Annotated in this window: 25 protein-coding genes; 24 read left to right on the forward strand and 1 reads right to left on the reverse strand. The window is 41.8% G+C overall.

Annotated features, from left to right (window positions below; all coding sequences use genetic code 11):
- Positions 1–39: 39 nt before the first annotated feature.
- The 11 genes from eno (at position 40) to AC4CS8_RS04020 (ending at position 10,880) form a co-directional block, all read left to right on the forward strand.
- Positions 40–1,347, forward strand: coding sequence for a surface-displayed alpha-enolase (gene eno, locus AC4CS8_RS03970; protein ID WP_099871461.1), 1,308 nt, complete (start codon positions 40–42; stop codon positions 1,345–1,347).
- A gap of 488 nt (positions 1,348–1,835) precedes the next feature.
- Positions 1,836–3,155 (forward strand): MATE family efflux transporter, encoded by a 1,320-nt coding sequence (locus tag AC4CS8_RS03975; RefSeq protein ID WP_493893646.1) that lies wholly within the window; start codon positions 1,836–1,838, stop codon positions 3,153–3,155.
- A 49-nt stretch (positions 3,156–3,204) separates the two neighbouring features.
- Positions 3,205–3,582 carry a RidA family protein gene (locus tag AC4CS8_RS03980; RefSeq protein ID WP_493893647.1) on the forward strand — a complete coding sequence of 126 codons (378 nt, stop codon included), beginning with the start codon at positions 3,205–3,207 and terminating at the stop codon, positions 3,580–3,582.
- A 21-nt stretch (positions 3,583–3,603) separates the two neighbouring features.
- The gene (gene rapZ / locus AC4CS8_RS03985) at positions 3,604–4,491 is read left to right on the forward strand and encodes an RNase adapter RapZ (protein ID WP_493893648.1); all 888 of its coding nucleotides are present in this window, start codon (positions 3,604–3,606) and stop codon (positions 4,489–4,491) included.
- On the forward strand, positions 4,488–5,462 hold the full coding sequence (locus AC4CS8_RS03990) for a YvcK family protein (RefSeq protein WP_493893649.1): 975 nt from the start codon (positions 4,488–4,490) through the stop codon (positions 5,460–5,462). Before rapZ ends, AC4CS8_RS03990 begins: the two co-directional genes overlap by 4 nt.
- The gene (gene whiA / locus AC4CS8_RS03995; protein WP_493893650.1) at positions 5,459–6,370 is read left to right on the forward strand and encodes a DNA-binding protein WhiA; all 912 of its coding nucleotides are present in this window, start codon (positions 5,459–5,461) and stop codon (positions 6,368–6,370) included. The genes AC4CS8_RS03990 and whiA overlap by 4 nt, the downstream gene beginning before the upstream one ends.
- A 263-nt stretch (positions 6,371–6,633) precedes the next feature.
- Positions 6,634–6,981 carry a 50S ribosomal protein L19 gene (gene rplS / locus AC4CS8_RS04000; protein WP_024380029.1) on the forward strand — a complete coding sequence of 116 codons (348 nt, stop codon included), beginning with the start codon at positions 6,634–6,636 and terminating at the stop codon, positions 6,979–6,981.
- Positions 6,982–7,157: 176 nt separating this feature from the next.
- Positions 7,158–7,784: an endonuclease III gene (nth, locus tag AC4CS8_RS04005; RefSeq protein WP_493893651.1), complete on the forward strand. Its 627-nt coding sequence runs from the start codon at positions 7,158–7,160 to the stop codon at positions 7,782–7,784.
- Positions 7,785–8,094: 310 nt separating this feature from the next.
- On the forward strand, positions 8,095–9,078 hold the full coding sequence (gene guaC, locus AC4CS8_RS04010) for a GMP reductase (protein WP_493893652.1): 984 nt from the start codon (positions 8,095–8,097) through the stop codon (positions 9,076–9,078).
- 94 nt (positions 9,079–9,172) lie between these two features.
- Positions 9,173–10,525 (forward strand): MATE family efflux transporter, encoded by a 1,353-nt coding sequence (locus AC4CS8_RS04015; protein ID WP_493893653.1) that lies wholly within the window; start codon positions 9,173–9,175, stop codon positions 10,523–10,525.
- Positions 10,515–10,880, forward strand: coding sequence for a hypothetical protein (locus AC4CS8_RS04020; protein ID WP_493893654.1), 366 nt, complete (start codon positions 10,515–10,517; stop codon positions 10,878–10,880). The genes AC4CS8_RS04015 and AC4CS8_RS04020 overlap by 11 nt, the downstream gene beginning before the upstream one ends.
- 34 nt (positions 10,881–10,914) lie before the next feature.
- Here AC4CS8_RS04020 and AC4CS8_RS04025 read toward each other — a convergent pair whose 3' ends face one another.
- Entirely contained in the window at positions 10,915–11,097 is a 183-nt protein-coding gene (locus AC4CS8_RS04025; RefSeq protein ID WP_493893655.1) for a 4-oxalocrotonate tautomerase, read from the reverse strand.
- A gap of 127 nt (positions 11,098–11,224) precedes the next feature.
- On the opposite strand from AC4CS8_RS04025, the gene AC4CS8_RS04030 reads away from it, so the two are divergent.
- The 13 genes from AC4CS8_RS04030 (at position 11,225) to AC4CS8_RS04090 (ending at position 24,589) form a co-directional block, all read left to right on the forward strand.
- Entirely contained in the window at positions 11,225–11,794 is a 570-nt protein-coding gene (locus AC4CS8_RS04030; protein WP_493893656.1) for a thymidine kinase, read from the forward strand.
- Between the two features lie 316 nt (positions 11,795–12,110).
- Complete coding sequence (gene prfA / locus AC4CS8_RS04035; RefSeq protein ID WP_493893657.1) at positions 12,111–13,190, forward strand: peptide chain release factor 1; 1,080 nt, start codon at positions 12,111–12,113, stop codon at positions 13,188–13,190.
- Positions 13,190–14,023, forward strand: a complete 834-nt coding sequence (gene prmC, locus AC4CS8_RS04040; RefSeq protein WP_493893658.1) for a peptide chain release factor N(5)-glutamine methyltransferase — start codon at positions 13,190–13,192, stop codon at positions 14,021–14,023. The genes prfA and prmC overlap by 1 nt, the downstream gene beginning before the upstream one ends.
- Complete coding sequence (locus AC4CS8_RS04045; RefSeq protein ID WP_493893659.1) at positions 14,010–14,618, forward strand: L-threonylcarbamoyladenylate synthase; 609 nt, start codon at positions 14,010–14,012, stop codon at positions 14,616–14,618. The genes prmC and AC4CS8_RS04045 overlap by 14 nt, the downstream gene beginning before the upstream one ends.
- Positions 14,615–15,046: a GNAT family N-acetyltransferase gene (locus AC4CS8_RS04050; RefSeq protein WP_493893660.1), complete on the forward strand. Its 432-nt coding sequence runs from the start codon at positions 14,615–14,617 to the stop codon at positions 15,044–15,046. The genes AC4CS8_RS04045 and AC4CS8_RS04050 overlap by 4 nt, the downstream gene beginning before the upstream one ends.
- A 24-nt stretch (positions 15,047–15,070) precedes the next feature.
- Positions 15,071–16,327 carry a serine hydroxymethyltransferase gene (glyA, locus tag AC4CS8_RS04055; RefSeq protein ID WP_493893661.1) on the forward strand — a complete coding sequence of 419 codons (1,257 nt, stop codon included), beginning with the start codon at positions 15,071–15,073 and terminating at the stop codon, positions 16,325–16,327.
- A 1-nt stretch (position 16,328) separates the two neighbouring features.
- Complete coding sequence (locus AC4CS8_RS04060) at positions 16,329–17,303, forward strand: nucleoid-associated protein (protein WP_493893662.1); 975 nt, start codon at positions 16,329–16,331, stop codon at positions 17,301–17,303.
- A gap of 1 nt (position 17,304) precedes the next feature.
- A complete protein-coding gene (locus tag AC4CS8_RS04065; RefSeq protein WP_493893663.1) occupies positions 17,305–17,904 on the forward strand; it encodes a lysozyme family protein in 600 nt (199 codons plus the stop codon).
- A gap of 72 nt (positions 17,905–17,976) precedes the next feature.
- On the forward strand, positions 17,977–18,738 hold the full coding sequence (locus tag AC4CS8_RS04070) for an SDR family NAD(P)-dependent oxidoreductase (protein ID WP_493893664.1): 762 nt from the start codon (positions 17,977–17,979) through the stop codon (positions 18,736–18,738).
- A gap of 15 nt (positions 18,739–18,753) precedes the next feature.
- Positions 18,754–19,566 (forward strand): DUF6287 domain-containing protein, encoded by an 813-nt coding sequence (locus AC4CS8_RS04075; RefSeq protein WP_493893665.1) that lies wholly within the window; start codon positions 18,754–18,756, stop codon positions 19,564–19,566.
- Positions 19,567–19,770: 204 nt separating this feature from the next.
- Complete coding sequence (locus AC4CS8_RS04080; RefSeq protein WP_493893666.1) at positions 19,771–20,133, forward strand: hypothetical protein; 363 nt, start codon at positions 19,771–19,773, stop codon at positions 20,131–20,133.
- A 188-nt stretch (positions 20,134–20,321) separates the two neighbouring features.
- A complete protein-coding gene (locus AC4CS8_RS04085; protein ID WP_493893667.1) occupies positions 20,322–24,068 on the forward strand; it encodes a ZmpA/ZmpB/ZmpC family metallo-endopeptidase in 3,747 nt (1,248 codons plus the stop codon).
- Positions 24,069–24,160: 92 nt separating this feature from the next.
- Positions 24,161–24,589, forward strand: coding sequence for a hypothetical protein (locus tag AC4CS8_RS04090; RefSeq protein WP_493893668.1), 429 nt, complete (start codon positions 24,161–24,163; stop codon positions 24,587–24,589).
- Positions 24,590–24,604: the final 15 nt, after the last annotated feature.

Raw genomic sequence — 24,604 nt, forward strand, 5'->3', positions numbered from 1 at the left:
AGCAGTGTAACTATTTTAAACTCAAAGGAGAGTAATATAATGTCAATTATTACTGATGTTTACGCTCGCGAAGTCCTTGACTCACGCGGTAACCCTACACTTGAAGTTGAAGTTTACACTGAATCAGGTGCTTTCGGACGTGGTATGGTTCCTTCAGGAGCTTCTACTGGTGAGCACGAAGCAGTTGAGCTTCGCGATGGTGACAAATCTCGTTACCTTGGTCTTGGTACTCAAAAAGCTGTTGACAACGTAAATAACGTGATTGCTGACGCTATCATCGGTTATGACGTTCGTGATCAACAAGCTATCGACCGCGCTATGATCGCTCTTGACGGTACTCCTAACAAAGGTAAATTGGGTGCAAACGCAATCCTCGGTGTTTCTATCGCTGTTGCGCGTGCAGCTGCTGACTACCTTGAAGTGCCACTTTACACTTACCTTGGTGGATTCAACACTAAAGTATTGCCAACTCCAATGATGAACATCATCAACGGTGGTTCTCACTCAGACGCTCCAATCGCTTTCCAAGAATTCATGATCTTGCCAGTTGGCGCTCCTTCATTCAAAGAAGGTCTTCGTTGGGGTGCTGAAGTATTCCACGCTTTGAAGAAAATCTTGAAAGCTCGTGGTTTGGTAACAGCTGTTGGTGACGAAGGTGGTTTCGCTCCTAAGTTCGAAGGAACTGAAGACGGTGTTGAAACAATCATCGAAGCTATCGAAGCTGCTGGTTACGAAGCTGGCGAAAACGGCATCATGATCGGTTTCGACTGTGCGTCATCTGAGTTCTACGACAAAGAGCGTAAAGTTTACGACTACACTAAATTCGAAGGCGAAGGCGCTGCTGTTCGTACATCTGCAGAGCAAATCGATTACCTTGAAGAATTGGTTAACAAATACCCAATCATCACTATCGAAGATGGTATGGATGAAAACGACTGGGATGGCTGGAAAGCTCTTACTGAGCGTCTTGGCAAACGCGTTCAATTGGTTGGTGACGACTTCTTCGTAACAAACACTGACTACCTTGCACGTGGTATCAAAGAAGGTGCAGCTAACTCAATCCTTATCAAAGTTAACCAAATCGGTACACTTACTGAAACATTCGAAGCTATCGAAATGGCTAAAGAAGCTGGCTACACTGCCGTTGTATCACACCGTTCAGGTGAAACTGAAGATTCAACAATCGCTGACATCGCAGTTGCAACAAACGCTGGCCAAATCAAGACAGGTTCATTGTCACGTACAGACCGTATCGCTAAATACAACCAATTGCTTCGCATCGAAGATCAATTGGGTGAAGTTGCAGTCTACAAAGGCTTGAACTCATTCTACAACTTGAAAAAATAAAACAGTCCAGTGGACTGTTTTATCCCCGAGTTAGAATAACGAGGGTTATAGTAAGAATAAGTCTGGAGGCTTCCAGACTTATTTTTTCTTAGTATAGTGTACTAATTTATCCCCGAGCTAGCATAGTGAGGGTTATAGTAAAAACAAGTCTGGAAATCTCCAGACTTGTTTTTCAATGTCCGGTGAACTGTTTTATCCCCGAGCTAGCATAGCGAGGGTTATAGTAAGAATAAGTCTGGAGGCTTCCAGACTTATTCTTTCGTAGTACAGTGTACTAATTTATCCCCGAGTTAGAATAACGAGGGCTATATAGTGAAAGCAAGTCCGATGGATTTCGGACTTGTTTTTGTAGTCTAAGAGACTGCTGTAGGATCAAGCATTAGATCTTTTTCAGCCTGTTTCTTGTTTTTTCTATTTTATAATTGTTATAAATAGTTGAATTATTTATATCATTTATTTATAATTATTACAAATAATAAGGAGTGTTTATGAAAGAGAAAGGCATAGGAGCAGAAATTATTAGACTAGCCTTACCAGCTACGGTGGAAAATATTTTTCAGACCTTAGTCGGTTTTGTGGATACCCTTTTGATTGCCCAGTTAGGCTTAGTGGCAGTGACAGCAGTTGGACTAGCCAATACAATTTTGAATGTCTATTTAGCTGTCTATGTAGCTTTAGGGGTGGGAGCGACAGCTCTTATTGCACGTTCGATTGGTGCGGAAGACAAGGAAATGGTCACCTATCAGGTTCGTCAAGCGGTAGTTTTGTCTTTAGGAACAGGATTGGTATTTGGTTTCTTATCGCTTGTTTTTGGGAAACAGATGCTGGTCTTGATGGGGGCAGATACAGAGACTTTAGCTGGCAGTCAAGTCTTTTTCTACTGGGTTGGGGGCTTGACGATTTTCCAATCCCTGATGACTATTTTTGGAACATTTCTGCGGGCATCTGGCGATACAGTTTCTCCTATGAAAATCAGTCTGTTGACCAATGTTTTTAATGTGGGTTTAGATTATCTCTTGATTTTTGGTATTGGTCCTTGGTCAGGTTTGGGGATTGTAGGTACTGCTCTAGGAACTGTTTTGGCACGGTTGCTTGGGACTGTCCTACTCTATCGGAAGGTCCAAAAGACAGACTTGGCATTTGCTCCAAGCCAGCTTTTCCATATTGGAAAAACCAAGGAAATGATAGAATTAACCCTACCTGCTGCCACGGAACGTTTGGTCATGCGTTTGGGACAGGTTGTTTATTTCAGTTTGATAGTTGGACTAGGGACGACCGTTTACGCCTCTCACATGATTGCAGGCAATATCGAGAGTTTTACCTATATGCCTGCTTACGGGCTTGCAACAGCAGTGGCTGTCCTGATTGGTCAAGCCTTAGGTAAGGGAGATATTACTAGAACCAGAAGAGTCGCATTTCTCAGCTCTGCCTATGGAATTGCCATCATGTCCCTGCTGGGCATTATCTTATTTGTCGGAGGTCCGAGTTTTGCTTCTCTATTCACCAAAGACATCGAAGCAATCCAACAGGTCGTTATCGCCTTGAAAATAGATTCTTTCAACCAGCCAGGATTGGCCGTTTCTTTAATAATGGCTGGCGCACTGCAGGGCTTGGGGGATACTAAGTCTCCTCTCTACTCCACAGTGGTTGGGATGTGGGGGCTGCGCGTTTTAGGAGTTATCGTTTTAGGTCAGGTGCTCGGTTTAGGAATCGCAGGCGTCTGGCTGTCGATTCTGATTGACCTCCTGTTACGAGCGATTTTCTTATCATGGATATTTGTTGTAAAAACACGAAAGCTGGCTAATTAGACCAGTTTTTTGGTATAATATCAGTAGAACCAATAAAGGAGATTGACAGATGAAAACTATTCACACAGATAAAGCACCAGCAGCAATTGGACCATACGTACAAGGTAAGGTTGTAGGAAATTTCCTCTTTGCCTCAGGGCAGGTTCCTTTGTCGCCTGAAACAGGTGAAGTGGTTGGTGAAACCATTCAGGAACAGACTGAGCAAGTCTTGAAAAATATCGCAGCAATCTTAGATGAAGCAGGAACAGACTTTGACCATGTGGTCAAGACAACTTGTTTCCTCAAAGATATGAATGACTTTGTTGCTTTTAATGAGGTTTATAAAACAGCTTTCTCAGCAGATTTTCCAGCGCGTTCGGCCGTTGAGGTGGCTCGCTTGCCACGTGATGTCAAAGTTGAAATTGAAGTCATTGCAGTAATTGATTAGAAAAGAAAAGGAGGGAATGTCATGTCAGACAAACTCCATTTAGTAATTGTGACAGGGATGTCAGGGGCTGGGAAGACAGTTGCCATTCAGTCTTTTGAAGACTTAGGCTATTTTACCATTGATAATATGCCACCGACTCTTCTACCAAAATTTTTAGAGCTGATTCGTCATAGTCAGGATAATAATAAGATCGCTTTGGTAGTCGACATGCGAAGCCGTTCGTTCTTTTCAGAAATTCGAGAGGTTTTGGATGAAATTGAGTCGGCAGAAGATTTAGATTTTAAGGTCTTGTTCTTGGACGCAACAGATGGTGAACTGGTGGCTCGTTATAAAGAAACACGTCGTTCTCATCCCCTTGCAGCAGATGGCCGTGTTTTAGATGGAATCCAACTGGAACGTGAACTCTTAGCTCCTTTGAAAAATATGAGTCAGAATGTCATTGATACGACAGAGCTGACTCCTCGTAATCTTCGTAAGGAGATTTCCGAGCAATTTGCTAGCCAAGATAATCAACCATCATTCCGTATCGAAGTGATGTCATTTGGTTTCAAATACGGGCTACCATTGGATGCGGACTTGGTTTTTGATGTACGTTTCTTACCAAATCCGTATTATAAAGTAGAGTTACGCAATTTAACTGGATTGGATGCTGAGGTATTCGACTATGTTATGGAACATAGGGAGTCAGAAGAATTTTACAATCACCTGATGGACTTGATTGAACCAATTCTGCCAGGGTATCAGAAGGAAGGAAAATCTGTTCTGACGATTGCTGTTGGTTGTACAGGTGGTCAACACAGAAGCGTAGCTTTTGCCAAACGATTAGCAGATGATTTAGAGAAAAACTGGATTGTCAATCGTAGCCATCGTGATAAGGATAGACGGAAGGAGACGGTTAACCGTTCATGAGAAAGCCAAAAATTACAGTCATCGGTGGTGGAACTGGGATTCCAGTCATTTTAAAGAGCTTACGGGACAAGGATGTAGATATTACGGCCATCGTAACAGTGGCTGATGATGGTGGTTCCTCTGGAGAAATTCGTCAGGCTTTGCAGGTGACACCACCAGGGGACTTACGCAATGTTCTCTTGGCTATGTCAGATATGCCAAAACTTTATGAGCAAATTTTTCAATATCGCTTTGCAGACTCGGATGGTCCTTTGGCAGGACATCCTCTTGGAAACTTAATTATTGCAGGGATTTCAGAGATGCAGGGATCAACCTATAATGCCATGCGCCTTTTGACACGTTTTTTCCACACAACTGGTCGAATCTATCCTTCAAGCGAGCAAGCGCTAACCCTCCACGCTGTTTTTGTAGATGGAACCGTGGTTTCAGGTGAGAGTAAGATTGCTAAGCATAAAGGGATGATTGATCATGTCTATGTGACAAATTCATATAACAATGATGAGCCAATGGCAAGTCGACAGGTGGTTGAAGCGATTATGGCTAGTGATATGGTAGTTCTAGGCCCAGGATCACTTTTTACCTCAATCCTTCCAAATTTAATGATTTCAGAAATTGGGCAAGCGTTGAAGGAAACGAAAGCAGATGTGACCTATGTCTGCAATATCATGACCCAGCGAGGAGAGACAGAATTCTTCTCTGACGCGGATCATGTTCGTGTCCTCAACAATCATCTGGGAGAAAAATTTGTTGATACCGTCTTAGTGAATATTGAACCCGTTCCACTAGAGTATATGAATACTCATCAGTTTGATGAATATTTGGTCCAAGTCAAACATGATTTTACTAGCTTGCAAGAGCAGACTAATCGTATCATTTCTTCTGATTTTCTTCGCTTGGAAAATGGTGGAGCGTTTCATGATGGTGATTTAGTGGTAGAAGAGTTACTCAAGATATTACAGGTGCGGTCATGAGTTTTTCAGTCCATGTAAAAGAAGAAGTACTCAGTCAAAATAGTGGGACTAAGAGTGAGTTAGCAGCTATAATTAAGTTGTCAGGTAGTCTTGGCTTAGCCTCAACAGGCCTAACGTTGTCCATTAGTACAGAAAACGCTAAAATTGCTCGCCATATCTATGAGCTTCTCCATAGATTTTATCAGGTAAAAGCAGATATTAGGCACCATCAAAAAACGAACCTTCGTAAAAATCGAGTATATACTGTATTTTTAGATAGCGGTGTCAATGATATTCTCGATGATCTCTATCTAGCGGATAGTTTTTTTGGTTTAGAAACAGGAATCGCTCCAGCTATATTAGAAAATGACGAATGGAGCCAAGCTTATCTTCGAGGTTCCTTCCTAGCCAGTGGATCTGTTAAGGATCCAGATAAAGGCAAGTATCAGCTAGAGCTTGCATCTGTTTATTCTGACCATGCTCAAGACTTAGCTAAGCTTTTGCAAAAATTTTTATTGGATGCTAAGGTGATTGAGCGTTCTAAGGGGACCATAACCTACCTGCAACGGGCAGAGGATATCATGGATTTCTTGCTTGTCATCGGAGCAGAAGAAGCCAAAACAGAGTTTGAGAATGTCAAGCTTATGCGTGAAGCACGAAATGATCTTAACCGTGCAACTAATGCAGAAGCAGCCAATATTGCCCGAACAGTTAGCGCCAGCATGAGAACAATTAATAATATCGTCAAAATTATCGATAGTATCGGCCTTGATCAGCTACCTGTTGATTTACAAGAAGTTGCACAGTTGCGAATTCAGCATCCAGATTATTCCATTCAGCAATTGGCAGAAAGTTTAAGTAAGCCTTTGACAAAGAGTGGTGTTAACCATCGTCTACGAAAAATCAATAAAATTGCGGATGACTTATAAACACGAAAACCGCCTACAGTGGCGGTTTTCTAGGAGATTATATGAAAAAGAAGGTTCGCTATTTCTAGCTTGATATGAGTATACGATATAAAACTTAAAACATCCTAAATTATCAGACAGAAAAAGTCATCTTTTGACTGAGAAATCTCTTTACATTCCGAGAGATATCTTGTATAATATAGTTTGTGTGTGATGGACACACAATAAAACGGTTAATCCGCTAGGACAGAGTGCTCCTAAGATTAACAAGATAGGAGTAAAAAATGAATCCATTAATCCAAAGTTTGACAGAAGGTCAACTTCGTACTGATATCCCTTCTTTCCGTCCTGGTGACACTGTTCGTGTTCATGCTAAGGTTGTGGAAGGAACTCGTGAGCGTATCCAGATTTTCGAGGGTGTTGTTATCTCTCGTAAAGGTCAAGGTATCTCTGAAATGTATACTGTTCGTAAGATTTCTGGTGGTGTAGGTGTTGAGCGTACATTCCCAATCCACACTCCACGTGTTGACAAGATTGAAGTCGTACGTTACGGTAAAGTACGTCGTGCTAAATTGTACTACCTACGTGCATTGCAAGGTAAAGCAGCACGTATCAAAGAAATCCGTCGTTAAGATAGACTTAGAGGCTATCTTAGTCGGAATGAGAGAGGCAGCGATGGCTGTCTCTTTTTTGTCTTCCCTATTGACCGAAGTGGGGTGATGAAATGATAGAATTTTTGTACAAAGATCAATTATGGTTTTATATGGTATAATAATTTGGAAGATAAAATAAAAGAAAGTAAGGAAATATGGTCTTATCAAAAAAACGTGCTCGTAAGGTGATTGAGGAAATCATCGCTCTTTATCCTGATGCGAAACCTAGTTTGGATTTCCGTAATCATTTTGAATTGTTAGTGGCGGTAATGTTATCTGCGCAGACGACAGATGCAGCTGTCAATAAGGCAACGCCAGCACTCTTTGCAGCCTTTCCTACTCCAGAAGCAATGGCAGCAGCAGAAGTCAAGGAGATTGAACCCTATATCTCTCGTTTGGGGCTTTTTCGCAATAAGGCAAAGTTTTTGAAAGAGTGTGCTCAGCAGTTGCTTGAACAGTACGGTGGTGTAGTTCCGCAGACGCGTGAGGAATTAGAGGGGCTAGCAGGTGTAGGTAGAAAGACGGCTAATGTTGTCATGAGTGTTGGCTTTGGTATTCCAGCCTTTGCTGTGGATACCCATGTGGGACGAATCTGCAAACATCATGACATTGTCAAAAAGTCAGCTACACCTATGGAAACGGAAAAGCGAGTGATGGAAGTCTTGCCACCGGAACTTTGGTTGCCGGCACATCAAGCTATGATTTATTTTGGTAGAGAAGTCTGTCATCCTAAGAATCCAGAATGTACGAAGTTTCCACAATTATACAATTTCAATGAATAATTCATAAAAATTTTATAAAAATCTTCATTTTTTGGAGATTTTTTTACTTTTATTGAGAAAAGTATCAAGTAAAATCGGAACATTCTGCTCATAAGTTTATTAAAATCAAGTAAAAGACAAATAATATGAACGATAGATATAAAAATAGAAACAACAAACAATTAAAAACGAACATTTGCTGTGTGCAACTCTCCTGTATTGACAGAAACCAAACGATGGTCTATAATTATTACTGTTGGAAATGAGAAAAGCGAACAAGTCGGCCTTTTCTCGTCAATTAATTATTCAAAAGCGAACAGAGGAGAATCTCATGTTTAACGAAACACCTGTATTTGATTACGAAGATGTACAACTCATTCCGAATAAGTGTATCATCAATAGCCGTTCTGAGGCTGATACGACTGTTACTTTGGGCAAGTATAGCTTTAAGTTGCCAGTGGTTCCTGCTAATATGCAGACTATCATTGATGAAGATGTTGCTGAAATGTTGGCAAAAGATGGTTACTTTTACATCATGCACCGTTTTGATGAAGAGGGACGTATTCCCTTCATTAGGCGCATGCATAACCAAGGTTTGATTGCTTCCATTTCGGTTGGTGTAAAAGATTATGAGTACGACTTTGTTTCTAGTTTAAAAGCTGACGCGCCTGAGTTTATTACCATTGATATTGCGCATGGACATGCTGACAGCGTGATTAAGATGATCAAGCATATCAAGAAAGAATTGCCTGAGACATTTGTCATTGCTGGTAATGTCGGCACGCCTGAAGCTGTTCGTGAGTTGGAAAATGCTGGTGCGGATGCAACCAAGGTCGGCATTGGGCCAGGCAAGGTCTGCATTACCAAGGTAAAAACTGGTTTTGGTACAGGCGGTTGGCAGCTGGCTGCCCTTCGTTGGTGTTCAAAAGCAGCTCGTAAGCCGATTATTGCGGACGGTGGTATCCGTACCCACGGAGATATTGCCAAATCAATCCGCTTTGGTGCTAGCATGGTCATGATTGGCTCGCTCTTTGCAGGGCACATTGAAAGCCCAGGGAAGACAGTAGAAGTAGATGGCGAGCAGTTCAAGGAATACTACGGCTCTGCGTCAGAGTATCAAAAGGGTGCTTATAAAAACGTTGAAGGGAAGAAGATTTTGCTGCCAGCCAAGGGACACTTGAAGGATACCTTGGTGGAAATGCAACAAGACTTGCAGTCTTCTATTTCCTACGCTGGTGGTCGGGATATCGATAGTCTCAAACATGTGGATTATGTCATCGTGAAAAACTCCATTTGGAATGGGGATTCAATTTAATGATGTCGAAAAGGGCTGGGCAAACAGTCCTTTTCCGTTTGCACAAGTTTGTCAGTCCTGTTACAATAGAGGTAAGAACTATAAAGGACGATGTATGTATTCAACACAGACTATTCGGGAAAAATTTTGGTTATTTCTAAAAATCTTTCTTCCGATTTTAATTTATCAATTTGCCAATTATTCAGCTTCTTTTATTGACACCATGATGACAGGTCGTTATAGCACGGTTGATTTGGCAGGTGTTTCCATGGCGACGAGCCTCTGGAATCCCTTGTTTTCTTTCCTGACAGGGATTGTATCGGCCATGGTACCTATTATTGGACAGCATTTAGGACGTGGAGAGAAGGAGAAGATAAGGCAGGAGTTTCACCAGTTTATCTATTTGGCCCTATTCTTAGCAATCGGACTATTTTTGGTCGTCTATCTCGGTGCTATTCCACTGTTATCCCAACTTAAACTGGATAAGGAAGTCTTTACCGTCGCTCGTTCCTACCTTTATTTTATCTCCCTAGGTATTCCCCCCTTGTTACTATTCAGTGTTTATCGCTCTTTTTTTGATGCCTTAGGACTGACTAGACTTTCCATGTACCTCATGCTCCTATTGGTCCCTTTCAATAGCTTCTTTAACTATGTTTTGATTTATGGGAAATGGGGCCTGCCGGCCCTAGGCGGAGCAGGAGCCGGGCTTGGAACTGCTTTGGCTTATTGGACGGTACTGGGAGTGGTGTTAGTGGTCATGAGCAAGAATAAGACTATTGCAAGCTATCAGATTTGGCGTTGGAGTGCCTTAGACCTCCGACTCCTATGGTCAGGTCTGCGTTTGGGATTGCCGATTGGTTTGCAGGTATTTGCTGAAGTGGCTATTTTTGCTGTAGTTGGTCTGTATATGGCTAAGTTTTCCGCCTTAACTATTGCATCCCATCAGGCTGCTATGAATTTTGCGACCTTGCTCTATGCTTTTCCTGTTAGTGTGTCCATGGCACTGCCAATTGTGATTTCCTATGAGATTGGAGCCAAGAGAGAGAAGGCAGTTGCTCAGTATGCGCTTATCGGTCGCCTAACTGCATTTGCTTTTGCAGGTTTGACGCTTTCTTTTCTCTACTTTTTCCGTCTCCCTGTAGCAAGTTTGTATGGACATGATACGGACTTTATTCGGCAGACTGCGGATTTTCTGGTCTTTGCACTCTTTTTCCAGATGGCAGATGCCTTTACGGCACCCATTCAAGGAATCCTGCGGGGATATAAGGATACGACAATTCCATTTATCTTGGGTTTGATTGCTTACTGGTCGATGACCTTCCCAGTAGCATTTATCTTGGAATCTTGGACAGATTTTGGTCCAAAAGCCTACTGGGTGGGCTTGATTACAGGCATCTTTGTCTGTGGTCTCATGCTTAACTGGAGACTGCGCTTTATTGTAAAAAGGAGTTTGACGGATGAGATATAAACTAACCATTATTTCTTGTATTGCGATTGTTCTGAGTTTGCTGGTCTTTAGTCAGCTTAAGTCCTCAGTTGATTTGCCCGCGGCAGAAACTGTCGTGATTTATCAGGGAGAAGAAGTAGTCAAAGAAGTAACTGACTCAGAAGCTCAGCTATTTCTCATGGGTCTAGAAACGACCAAACCTTACTTTTTCAAGAACGGAAGCAATCAGGACACACCTACTGTTGAGAGTTTTTATACCATGCTGGTGGGGGAGGAAACCTTTTATCTTTATGAGGAGAATGACGGGCTCTACCTGATGAAGCCTTATGATTATACGGTGGAATTGGCGACTGACTTGGATACGGTTTTGGAATAAAAAGGGTTCTCCGTTTGAGTGGAGAACCTTCTTTTTATTTGCGTTTCATTTCACCTTGTGGGAAATAAGTTCCTTCTGGCATATCGTTGATGAAAACATGGATAGCTTCTTTTGGTGCGTTGGTGTTGCGGGAAACAACTTCAGTCACCTCACGAGCAAGAGCAATTTTTTGTTCTTCAGTGCGTCCTTCAAATAAATCAATTCGTACAAATGGCATAGTATTCTCCTTCTTTGTGATAAAGATAGTATAGCATATTTTTGACTTTCCTATCAAAAGTAAATGCCAAACGGTTTATTTTATGTTAGAATGGAAGGAGTGAAATTCAAAGATTTGGAGTGAAAAAGTGGCGCAATTATATTATAAATATGGGACGATGAATTCTGGAAAAACCATTGAAATTCTCAAGGTAGCCCATAACTATGAAGAGCAGGGGAAACCTGTTGTCATCATGACATCTGCCTTGGATACACGAGATGCCTTTGGTGTTGTTTCTAGTCGAATTGGTATGCGACGGGAAGCCGTAGCCATTGATGATGAGATGGATATTTTTGGATTTATTGAAAAAATGGAGATTCGTCCCTATTGTGTCTTGATTGACGAAGCTCAATTTCTTCTACGTCACCATGTCTATGACTTGGCACGAGTAGTCGACGAACTCAATGTTCCTGTTATGGCCTTTGGGTTGAAAAATGATTTTCGCAATGAGCTGTTCGAAGGTTCCAAACATTTGCTCTTATTGGCAGACAAGCTGGATGAAATCAAAACTATTTGCCAATATTGTTCAAAAAAAGCAACAATGGTTCTTCGAACACAAGATGGGAAACCTACTTATGAAGGGGAACAAATCCAAATCGGTGGTAATGAAACCTATATTCCTGTTTGTCGCAAACATTATTTTTCACCAGAATTATAAGTTACATTATCTTAGAAAGGAACTGAACACGCTCTAAAAACTACAATGCGGGGAGTTTCTTTCCTAAGAACTTTTATAGAGAGGAACTGAATATGCCTACGCCTCTGTGGAAATAGATAATTCTTCCTAGAAACCGAAGTTTCTTCGTCAGAATTCCTAATTTCCTTTGAGTCACTTAACGGCATTAATATCTTAGAAAGGAATTGAATACGGGCTACGAACTGTGCAAAAAAGATAGTTTTTCCTAGGACGATCGCGTCCTTCGTCAAACCTCCTATTTTTGCTTTGTTCGCTTTACGCCCTTAATATCTTAATCATGAATATCTACGATCAATTACAGGCGGTGGAAGACCGTTATGAGGAGTTGGGGGAGTTGCTGAGTGATCCGGAGGTTGTCAGCGATACCAAACGGTTTATGGAGTTGTCAAAAGAGGAAGCAGCAACGCGTGACACGGTGACGGCTTACCGTGAATATAAGGCTGTTTTACAAAATATCATCGATGCTGAAGAGATGATAAAAGAGGCATCTGGTGATGCTGACTTAGAAGAGATGGCCAAGGAAGAACTCAAACAAGCCAAGGCTGATAAGCTTGACTATGAAGAAAAACTCAAAATTTTACTCTTACCAAAAGATCCAAACGATGATAAGAATATTATCTTGGAAATTCGTGGTGCAGCAGGTGGAGATGAAGCGGCACTTTTTGCTGGAGACCTCTTGACCATGTATCAAAAGTATGCTGAAGCACAGGGATGGCGTTTTGAGGTCATGGAAGCTTCTGTCAATGGCGTCGGTGGTTTCAAAGAAGTAGTTGCCATGGTATCGGGCCAATCAGTCTATTCAAAACTCAAATATGAATCAGGTGCCCACCGTGTTCAACGTGTCCCTGTAACAGAAAGCCAAGGCCGTGTTCATACTTCAACAGCGACTGTGCTCATCATGCCAGAAGTAGAAGAAGTGGAATACGATATTGATCCAAAAGATCTTCGTGTCGATATCTATCACGCTTCAGGTGCTGGTGGACAGAACGTCAACAAGGTGGCGACAGCTGTTCGTATCGTTCACTTACCAACCAATATCAAGGTTGAAATGCAGGAAGAACGGACCCAGCAGAAAAACCGTGACAAAGCCATGAAGGTTATCCGTGCTCGTGTGGCAGACCACTTTGCCCAAATCGCTCAGGATGAACAAGACGCAGAACGCAAGTCAACGATCGGTACAGGTGATCGTTCAGAGCGAATCCGCACCTACAACTTCCCACAAAACCGTGTGACAGATCACCGTATCGGTCTTACTCTTCAAAAACTCGATACGATTTTATCTGGTAAAATGGATGAAGTGGTCGATGCCTTGGTCTTGTATGACCAAACTCAAAAACTAGAAGAGTTGAACAAATAATGAACTATGCGGAGTTATTTGCTAGCTACGAAGAAAGATTAGAAGCACAAGGTGAAGAGGCAGAAGCACTGTCCTTCACCTTTCGTGGCTTAAAGAAATTGAACTTGACTGACTTTGTCCTTCTTTTACGGCAAGAAATATCTGATTCTGATAAAGTTTTACTGGAAGATATTTTTCAGCAGCTGAGTCTACATATTCCTGCTCAGTACATTATTGGGAAGGCTGACTTTCACGGTTTGGAATTTGCGGTGGACGAACGCGTTCTCATTCCGCGACCAGAGACAGAAGAGTTGGTTGATTTGGTTTTGCAGGAAAATAGCAGAACAGGTCTTCGTGTTTTGGACATCGGTACAGGAAGCGGTGCCATTGCTATTTCTCTTGCTCATGCCCGTCCAGATTGGCAGGTCACCGCAGCCGACATCTCGCCACAGGCCTTGGAAGTTGCCCGCAAAAATGCTCAAGCACATGGCGTTCAGATAGACTTTATTCAGTCAGATGTCTGGGATAAGGTGACTGGTCAGTTTGACCTCATCGTATCCAATCCTCCCTATATTTCTCCTGATGATAGGGCAGAAGTTGGTCTCAATGTTCTTCTCTCAGAGCCTCATTTAGCCCTATTTGCAGAGGAGGACGGGCTTGCAATCTATCGGAAAATAGCAGAGCAATCAGAAGATTTTCTAGAAGAAAATGGGAAAATCTACTTAGAAATTGGTTACAAACAAGGTCCGTCTGTGAGTCAGCTTTTTCAAACTTATTTCTCTGACAAGCGAGTGCGAGTTTTGCAGGATCAATTTGGCAAGGACAGAAAGGTGGTTGTGGATGACGGAATTTGATGTTCAAGCAAGCCTTGAAGCTGGAGAAGCAGTGATTTTACCGACTGAGACAGTTTATGGTCTGTTTGCGAAGGCCTTGGATGAAGCGGCTGTCAATCGGGTTTACGAGCTCAAACAACGTCCTCGCGACAAAGCCATGAACTTAAATGTGTCAAATCTGAACGATATTTATTTTTTCAGCCAAAACCAACCTATTTTTCTTGAAAAACTGTATAATAGTTTTATGCCTGGTCCCTTGACCGTGATTCTACAGGCCAATGACAAGGTGCCTTTTTGGATTAATTCTGGTCTGGATACAGTTGGTTTCCGTGTTCCAAATCATGAGAAAACCCTAGATTTGATTAGAAAAATAGGGGTCTTGATTGGACCGTCTGCCAATCTTTCAGGAAAGGAAAGTGGCACGAATTTTGCGGCTATCCAGGCACAATTTTCAGTAGATTTACTTGGTATTGAAGATGACCAAGCTTTGACAGGACTTGATTCGACCATTTTAGACCTGTCAGGTGCGAAGGCTAAAATTCTCCGTCAGGGAGCTATTCGAGCGGAGGATATAGTGGCTCAGGTCCCAGAGATAGAATTTGAGGAAATGCTATGATTCGCCCGATGAAGCAAGGAGATTTGCCAGCCATTCAAGTAATAAACAGCCAATCCTTAGGTTATGATTGCTCCTTAGAACAAACAGAGCGGCAGTTTCATGGGTGCTCTAACAGAGCAGATCATATCTTGTTAGTGTATGCTGATGAGATTAGTAGTCAGGTGTTGGGCTATATCCATGCACAGGTCTATGAAAGTCTTTACTCGGATACAGGTCTTAACATTCTTGGACTGGCTGTTCTACCAGAGTTTCAAGGAAAGGGAATTGGGACAAGCCTCATAAAAGCAATCGAACAAGTTGCTCAGAACAAGGGCTATACCTTTATCCGTCTGAATTCTGCTGAAAGTCGTCACCTAGCCCATCTTTTTTATGAAAGAAATGGCTATCACTCTGATAAAATGCAAAAACGTTTTATCAAACACATTTAGCTCAATAAATAAGGAGTACCCTTTATGATTTTTGATAAAGTAGACTATAAAGATTTTGACAAAGAAGTTTGGGAGGCTATCAAGGCTGAAGAAGAGCGACAACAAAACAATATTGAATTGATTGCGTCTGAAAATGTTGTTTCTAAGGCTGTCATGGCAGCTCAAGGTTCTATCTTAACCAATAAGTATGCAGAAGGCTACCCAGGTCGTCGTTACTATGGCGGAACAGAGTGCGTTGATGTCGTTGAAAGTTTGGCTATCGAACGTGCCAAAGAAATTTTTGGTGCAAAATTTGCTAATGTGCAACCACACTCAGGTAGCCAAGCCAACTGTGCTGCCTACATGGCACTCATTGAACCAGGCGATACAGTTATGGGTATGGATTTAGCAGCTGGAGGTCACTTGACCCACGGTGCAGCAGTCAGCTTCTCAGGACAAACCTACAACTTTGTTGCTTATAATGTTAATGAAGAAACAGGCTTGTTAGACTATGATGCTATTCTGGCTCAAGCTAAAGAAGTACAACCAAAATTGATTGTTGCAGGAGCATCAGCTTATGCTCGTATCATTGACTTTGCCAAATTCCGTGAAATTGCTGATAGCGTAGGTGCCAAACTCATGGTGGACATGGCACATATTGCTGGTCTTGTAGCAGCAGGTCTTCATCCAAACCCAGTACCTTATGCTCATATCACAACAACAACAACTCATAAAACCCTTCGTGGACCTCGTGGTGGTTTGATTTTGACCAATGATGAAGACCTTATTAAGAAAATTAACTCTGCTATCTTCCCAGGTATTCAAGGTGGTCCACTTGAACATGTTATTGCTGCTAAAGCTGTGTCATTCAAAGAAGTGCTTGATCCAGCCTTTAAGGAATACACTCAGAAGGTAATTGAAAATAGTCAAGCGATGGCAGAAGTCTTTCTAGATAATCCAAACTTTAAGGTCATCACTGGCGGAACAGATAACCATCTCTTCCTTGTTGATGTAACTAAGGTTGTTGAAAATGGTAAAGTTGCACAACATCTTTTGGATGAAGTCAACATTACCCTTAATAAAAACTCAATTCCTTACGAAAAACTTTCACCATTCAAGACCAGCGGTATCCGTATTGGTTCAGCAGCTATCACAGCTCGTGGTTTTGGAGTGGAAGAGGCTCGCAAGGTTGCCCAATTAACTATCAAAGCACTAGAAAATGCTGAAAATGAAGCAGTCTTAGAAGAAGTCCGTCAAGAAGTACGGGTTTTGACAGATGCCTTCCCACTATACGAAAACTAATATGGATATTTACATTAAACAAGCCCTTATTCACCAATTCAGTCCTGATGATACAGAGCTGGTCCTTGCTGACCAGCTTTTGACTGTAACCCCTAAGATTGAAGAATACCTCCGTAAAAAAATTGAGCGGGTCTATTCTGATGAAGCCAAGACAGGTCAGTTTTCACCGGAAAATCCTTTCCTTGAGCAACTATCTGGCGATTTGCTGGAAAAATCTATCCGCATTGCTCAGCTCTGGAAAGAAGAATTTTCCATTTCAGAAAACCTCAAGACCAATGACTTGATTTTTGTGGCCTTTGAGAAGAATGGTGTGGAGCATTTTGCTTTCTTAAGGATTTCCCTGCGGGAGAGTTTGGTCCATAGCGGAGCAGATAGCGAGAGTCCTCTTACGCTGACGCAGAACAACCTGCCTAGTGCGGGCTCTGCACCGGACGAGGCCTTGATTGTCAACCTGCAAACCTACAAGTACCACTTGATTGAAAAACGAATCAAGTACAACGGTGCCTTTCTCAATTATTTTTCAGACAATCTCTTACAAGTTACGCCAGCTATTTCTGCAAAGAAATCCATAAAAGCTGTTGAACAGACGGCTCAGAAGATTGCGGACAATTTCAACCAGGGAGATTTCCAGTTTCAGTCCAAGGTCAAGTCGGCTATTTTTAACCACTTGGAAGAGGACAATGAACTGTCACCTGAAAAACTGGCTGACCAGCTATTTGACAACAACCTGACAGCCCGCCTCAACTTTGTAGATCAGCTGAAAGAAGTGGTACCGGACAAGATTTCCTTTGATGAGATTGATGCTAGTCGTCAGCTCAAGAAGTTTGAAAACCAGAAACTTTCTCTGTCCAACGGTATTGAGCTGATTGTACCCAATAACATTTACGAAGATGCTGAATCGGTTGAATTTATCCAAAATGAGAATGGAACCTACTCTATTCTTATCAAGAATATAGAAGATATAAAGAGTAAATAAGATGAAAAAACTAACAAGAACGATTGCCCTTGTCGTCCTTGTTTTTCTAGCCTATCAAATCTATAAGATACATGGTCAGGTCAAGCAGGTTATGACTTATCAGACTATGGTGCAGGAAGTCCTTGCGGAGAATGATACTCCAGCTAATGAGGAATTGATACTGGCGATGATTTACACGGAGACAAAAGGGCAGGAAGCTGATGTTATGCAGTCTAGTGAGTCTGCAACAGGTTATATTAATACCATCACAGATAGCAAAGAAAGTATACGGACTGGGGTGGAATACCTGAGTCAAAACTTATCCTTGGCAGAGGAAGCAGGTGTAGATGTCTGGACAGCTGTACAGGCCTATAACTTCGGACCTGCTTATATTGCCTATGTCGCAGAAAATGGTGGTGAGAATACGTTAGAGCTGGCCGATTATTATTCTAAGACGGTAGTTGCTCCAAGTTTGGGCAACTCGAGTGGCGAATCCTACACCTATTATCACCCTATAGCCCTTCTTCATGGAGGTAAACTTTATGTCAATGGTGGTAATATCTATTATTCCCGTCAGGTACGGTTTAATATGTACCTGATGCGGTTGATGAATATATTTTGACAACTAAGATTTTCTTGGTTGTTTTTTATTTGTATTCAAAAAGTGGTATAATATTAATAAAAGGAGGGAGCTATGGTAAGAACTGTATTGATTACTGGAGCGACCAGTGGCATTGGAAAGAGTATCGCCTATGCCTTTGCGGAGGCGGGTGATACGGTCATACTAACAGGGCGACGGACGGGCCTGTTAGAAGAAGTGAAACAGGATTTGCAGGCTCGATTTGGTGGACAGGTCTTGACCTATGCCTTAGATGTGACAGATGTTACTGCAGTAGAAGCGGTTTGTCAGGACATCATAGCAGATCTGGGACAGGTGGATATTCTGGTCAACAATGCCGGTCTAGCTTTGGGATTGGATAAATTTCAGGACTATGATATGGCAGATATGATGACCATGATTGATACCAATATCACAGGCTTACTAGCTGTAACACGCCAGATTTTGCCCCAAATGGTGAAAAATAATCGAGGGCATATCATCATGATCGGTTCGACAGCGGGGATTTATGCTTATGCGGGGGCTGCGGTCTATGCTGCAACCAAATCAGCGGTCAAATTTCTGAGTGATGGGATTCGGATTGACACTATTGATACCAATATTAAGGTTACGACCTTACAGCCGGGCATCGTGGAAACAGACTTTAGTCAGATACGCTTTCATGGGGATAACCAACGAGCTAAGCAGGTTTATCAAGGAATTGAGGCCTTGCAAGCAGAAGATATTGCAGCCTGTGCTTTCTTTGTTGCTAACCAACCAGATCATGTACAGATTTCGGATATGACGATTATGGCGACTAAGCAGGCGACAGGATTTATGATTCATCGGGAAAATTAAAAGGGAGGAATAGATATGAAAAAGAATAAATTATTGACAATGTCAGCTTTAGTGATGAGCATAGTGGCGCTTGGAGCTTGTTCAAGTAAAAAAACAGCCACCCAAACCAGCTCTTCTACCAGTAGTCAGAAATCATCGACAACTTCTTCAAGTGCGACCAGTAGCTCAACTTCCAGTCAGGCTAGCGCAAGTGATACGACGACAAGTTCTACTACCTCAACACCTGTTAGTCAAACTGGTATGGACATTCAGGCGATTCTTGCAGGCGATTACTCTAGTATCAAGGGAACGTGGCGCAACAAGGCTGGTCATACCATGATGTTTGATGAAACAGGTCTTGTGAGTGAGGCGGCGAATTTTGGTGATTATGCAGAGATTAAAGATGGCATGTACCAGACAGGTGTTTATTCGGTGGCAGGTCCTGGTTATGCTTTGGTCATGGTTCCAGCAGGAGTTACAATTCCAAATGCTTATTTCTATGATGGGAGCGACCCGTCAGATACTAGTCGGGATCGGATATATGGGGCACAGAACATCTCTACCGTTGCTAGCTTTGACCCTATGTATAAGCTGTCAGACATTGCCAGTGTAGAAGAGTGGAAGGCTGCAGATACAGGCATTGCTCTTGAAAATGGTCAATCTACGATTGACTATGCGAATACCTTCTTGTCAGACCAAGGCTGGTCTATTATAGAAGATAATTACAACCGTACAGAAGGAGTGCCTTATAGTCTGGTACAAGGTAGCGATAACTTCCCTTATCTCTACTATATCTACCGAAATGGTGTGATTGTATCGACTGACGGTACATTGGTTTATGCTCCGTAGGGGAAATAACTTATAAGTTTCACTGGATGCCCTTTGATGAGGGATCCAGTTTTTTGATGAGAGAAATTACATTCTAAACTAGCTAGGGGAGGAGTGCAATTTTTGTTCGTTTTGTCAAAAATTTGAGTTCTTTCTAGTCGCAAATTCATTTATAGGATTATATACTAAATTTACGATTATTTACTACAAGGAGTTTATACGAAAGTGAGAATTGACAGGCTTGTAGCCTTCTTAGTTTTGTCGGTTATGATTGGGCAGAACGTGTTAACAGCTAGTCTGACAGTATGGGCAGAAGGAGTAGGGTCCTCCTCGTCAGTGGAAACAAGAGAACCAGTTTTAACCAATTCTGATTCAGAAGCGAGCAACACAGAGCCTCTACCGGTTGAAGAAAGTTCTACCTCTTCCACAGAACCAGCTACTGAGGCTGAAACGCTGACAGGTCTAAGTCAAGAAGGAGTAAAAGAAACAACTTCTAACCTGCCGAGCTACTTGCCATTCTTCCTTTGGATGCTGATGGTGATATTTTGCGGTCAAGTTATCAGCAAGGCTACAATCAAGTTGCTCTAATCGGAAAGGATAGAAGTTTCTATCGAGTTTATCGCAATGGGGTCATAGCTTTTTTAATTATGTATTGTAAAGATGTTTAACCATTAGAGAAAGTTGTTGACTTTGAAAAAATCTTATTTGTCCTATTCGTAAATATTTATTAAGTATGATAAAATGGATATACTAATATTATAAAAGAAGGTATCTTTATGAAAAGGAGAAAAAATCGATTCCATGTCGTTTTGGTTTTATTCTTGTTTTTGGGGCAGATTGTACTTGCTAATGGGAACGTAGTATGGGCAGAGATGAACGATTCTTCTTCAACTACTGTAACTTCCCCACAAGAAACAACAGAAACGGGAGGAGAGACGTCGACAACTGAAGCTAGTTCAACAGAGGAAAGTTCCTCCACTTCAGAGGAGCAAGTGGAGGTAGAGGAAGATACTGTACCGAGCTTGAGTCAAGGTGAAACAGAAAGTACACAGAATTTGCCGAGCCACCTACTTACTATTCTTCCTTTGGATGCTGATGGTGATATTTTGCGGTCAAGTTATCACCAAGGCTACAATCAAGTTGCTCTCATTGGTAAAGATGGAAGTGTCAGCAAGGTTGCTGCAACAGCTGAATACACTTATCAACCCTTAAATACCAATGCCCAGCAACAATATGAGAAAATTCAGTCAGAGTTTGAAGCAGTCACATTTGAAGATTTATATGAATACCTTGTTCCTGCCTATCAGAGCTCGATTGAACGATTGCGAATCCAGACGGAATTGCAAAAGACCTTGGGACGAACACCGACAACAGCAGAAGTTGATACAGCTGTGCGGACTTACTACGTCGATCGCCTAGATCTTCGGAGCGCATTCGAAGAAGTCAAATTGCAATTACCTTGGCTGTTGACAGGGATTCTGGAACGGACTGCGACGGTGGATACTACGCAGGTTTTAGCCCAGAAGAAACGAATTCTCCTTGGTCTGACCTACTTAGAACGCCAGTATTCATTTGAATTCGAAGAGATTAGTGCCAAACGCTTGCTATTATTCTATCCAGAAGTATTTGGCACTCCGGTACGTACGAATCCTCTTGATAGAATTATTGCTATCGGGCAGGTAAACTATGCGGATTTAGAACTTCTCAATGCTGAAAAAACATTTGATAAAATCTTGTCAGGTTACAGTCAAAATCGGAGTTTGCAGGGATGGATTGATAGTACAGTTGCAAGGTTTGTTCCTTACTATGATGCTGCACGCTGGTTTAGTTTGACCAGTCAGGCTTATATTGTTGAAACGGATAGTTACCACGCAGAAACCCGAATCTACGAGAAAATGCGGACAGATGAGCGCCTGCGCAAGCATCTCATTGCTCTCTTGAATGTTAGTCCTGACACTATTTTTGCCATTAGTACTATGTCTTCTGTCAATTATGGCTTGGTTCAAACCTATGTTTCGCCAGGAGACTCTAATGGGATTACGCCATTCAAAGAACTGCTAAAAACTATCGCCCAACAACAAGAAGACTTCTTTGCTACTTGGGCTCGTATTACAGGAAAAACGCAAGAATTAGCTACTGCTAATATCTTAGTGGTGGATAGCTTGCGTCATTATGGCAATCAATACCAGAGCGCTCGCGACCTATGGTCAGCTGCAACTGGACCAACAGCAAACATTGGCGTTAAGGAGTTCTTTACTCCGCTCAGTCTCTATCGCACCTATCAACAAGTAGGAGCAGAAGCTGCACCAACCAGTCGCTCTTTTACCAATTTTATGGTAAAAAGTTTGACTCAGAGTGGTCAAGAAACCTTTACCCATGAAGTGACACACATCATTGATAAGAGCATTTATTTTAATGGTCAGGACAGACGAACTGGGCAGCTAGCAGAAGTCTATGCCCGTGGCTTGTTTGAAAGTATTGATAATAGTATCGGAGTCAGCTCTTATAAACCGGTTTTCAACTTAAATATGTCTTATGAACTGGGTGAACAGCGAACACAGAATGCTTCTTCAACACGCTTCCAGACTGCTGCCGACCTGCAAACCTATATGCAAGGTGTGATGGATGTTCTCTATACCTTGGATTATGCGGAAGCACAAGCAAGTCTAGGAAAAACTGCAGAAGAAAAAGCTTTACTTTATCACCAATTGACCTTAGTACCTGATACAAATGTTACTAAACGTGGGGAAAATCAAGTTAAGGATAATATTCAACCGATTAGCAGTACACAGGCAGATCAATTGACAAGCTTGAATCAGTTAATTGAAAATGGAATGGTATCCAGTCGCTTTACCTTCCAAGGCACAACTGGGACAGGTACAGTCGAGCCAAATAGTTACTATGTTATTCAGTTGTTCAACCCTATTTACGCTGCCATGCAAAACGATTTAGGATCTGTTGGAGAGCTGAGCTTTAAGCGAAATGCTTATGAATTATTAGCAGAATATGGTTATCAGAATGGTATGGTTGCTTATATTTCCAATCAGAACGGAGGAAGTGACCAAGCTGCCTTGACTGCTATTTTTGGCAACCAATACCAAGGACAAATGGTTGAGTTTAAGAAAGCCATGTTCCAACGGCGGATTGATAAGACAGAGCATTTGAAAGCTGTCGATGGCATCAACTCCTTCCAAGAATTACAAACCTTGATGCAAACAGCAGTGGATAAAGACTTAGCGCAGATGAAGCAGAATAAGGAAACAAGACGTCCTCAACTAGAAGGGGTAACCGCTGTTGAAAATCTAAAACTCCGTGTCTACCAAGGCTATCTGAAGTTAACAAATGACTTTACAGAATCTATCTATGAGCCAATTATGGGAACACAAACAGAAGAAAGTATTGTCCCAATTCCTATCCAGCGAGTAGAGCAAACAAAAGATGATCTCTGGGAGGGAGAAACTCAAGAAGTTCTTGGACAAGAAGGAAGTAAAAAAATCATCAAAACATGGCAAACACAGGATGGAGTGGTCATTGGTCAACCAACGATTACAGAAACAGAGTTGACACCGATGCGTCCCACCATTGTCTATCGTGGGACCAAGCCAGTAAACGGTCAAATCGTAATAAGCACGGTCGTTCCAATACCGATTGAAACAGAATACCGAGCAGATCCTACACTTGATGAAGGAAAAACACGAACAGTCGAAGGAAAGCTTGGTAGTAAGCGAGTTATTACTACTCAGCCTACCTATAAGGGACAGCCACAAGGACAGATAAGTGTAAGAGAAGAAACCATTACACCAATGACCAAAACTATTGTTTATCAAGGGATTAAGCCGATTGCTAAATACCGCGTGACCTATCAGTTTGTCAGTCAAGATGCTGGGCATATTCTGCCTCTTGAGGTCATGGAGCAGTTGCCCGCAGATTCCAAATTATATGCCAAGGCAGAGCCAGTGACAGCACAACAACCTGCCTTAACCAGCATAACAGTTTCAGCTGGCACATGGACCTTCTCTGGCTATCTAGCGGATAAACAAATCGTTGGAGAAGAAGATATCAGCTTCGTTGGACAATGGACTTTCACTGCTAAGCCGCAAGTTATTAATCCACTTCCTAATTCTTTGAAACCTGTTTATCGTCTTTACCATTCTGGCTTGAAAGTCCACCTCTATACAACAGACACCAATGAATTGACCGTTTTGAAACAACGAGGTGACTGGCGTTATGAGGGGATTTCTTGGAAAACTGAAACGAGCAAAGGAGACCCTGTCTATCGTCTTTATCACCCAACCATAAAAGTTCATCTTTATACACGTGATAAAAATGAATACACAGTCCTTGCCCAACGGGGATGGAAACAGGAAGGAATTGCCTACCGTTCTTACGGACCAGTACCAATCTACCGTCTCTACCACACAGGACTCAAAAAACATCTCTATACTCGCGATACCAATGAGCGTGACATTCTCAAAACACGCGGTTGGATCTACGAAGGAATCGCTTGGTATAGCCAACCATAAGAACAGAAAACGTGTGAACATGAGTTCACACGTTTTCCTTTGATATAGAATGTGGTACAATTTAAGTAACCGTTTTCTCAAAGGAGATTTCTATGAAAAAATCAGCAAAAATTCTGATACTAGTTTTATCTATAGTAATAGGAGGGATAGCGATAAGGACGAATTTATTTGGAGTAAGAGATTTTTTGAATCAACCAATCGTAACATCACAAGGGAAACAAATCGCCTACTTAAAAGAACACGAACAGGAAATTGTTGACTTTGTTAAATCACAAAATCCCAAGATTGAGTCGGTGCAGATTGACTGGGAGGAAACTCAATGGGAACAAATTGGTAATGGGACACCTCAAGGAGCAGGCTGGTATATCATTTTAACTGGTACAATTAATCATTTAAGCGAGACAGAATTTTCGGTTGAATTTTATATTGAAAAGAAAAAAGATATTCCAAATATAGAGGATATTAGCTTATCAGATGATATTTATACCTTTAAAGATGGGAACTGGTATGTATTTGAATAGTCATTGAGAATGAAC

This window comes from Streptococcus sp. NSSLK0004 (assembly GCF_059039125.1).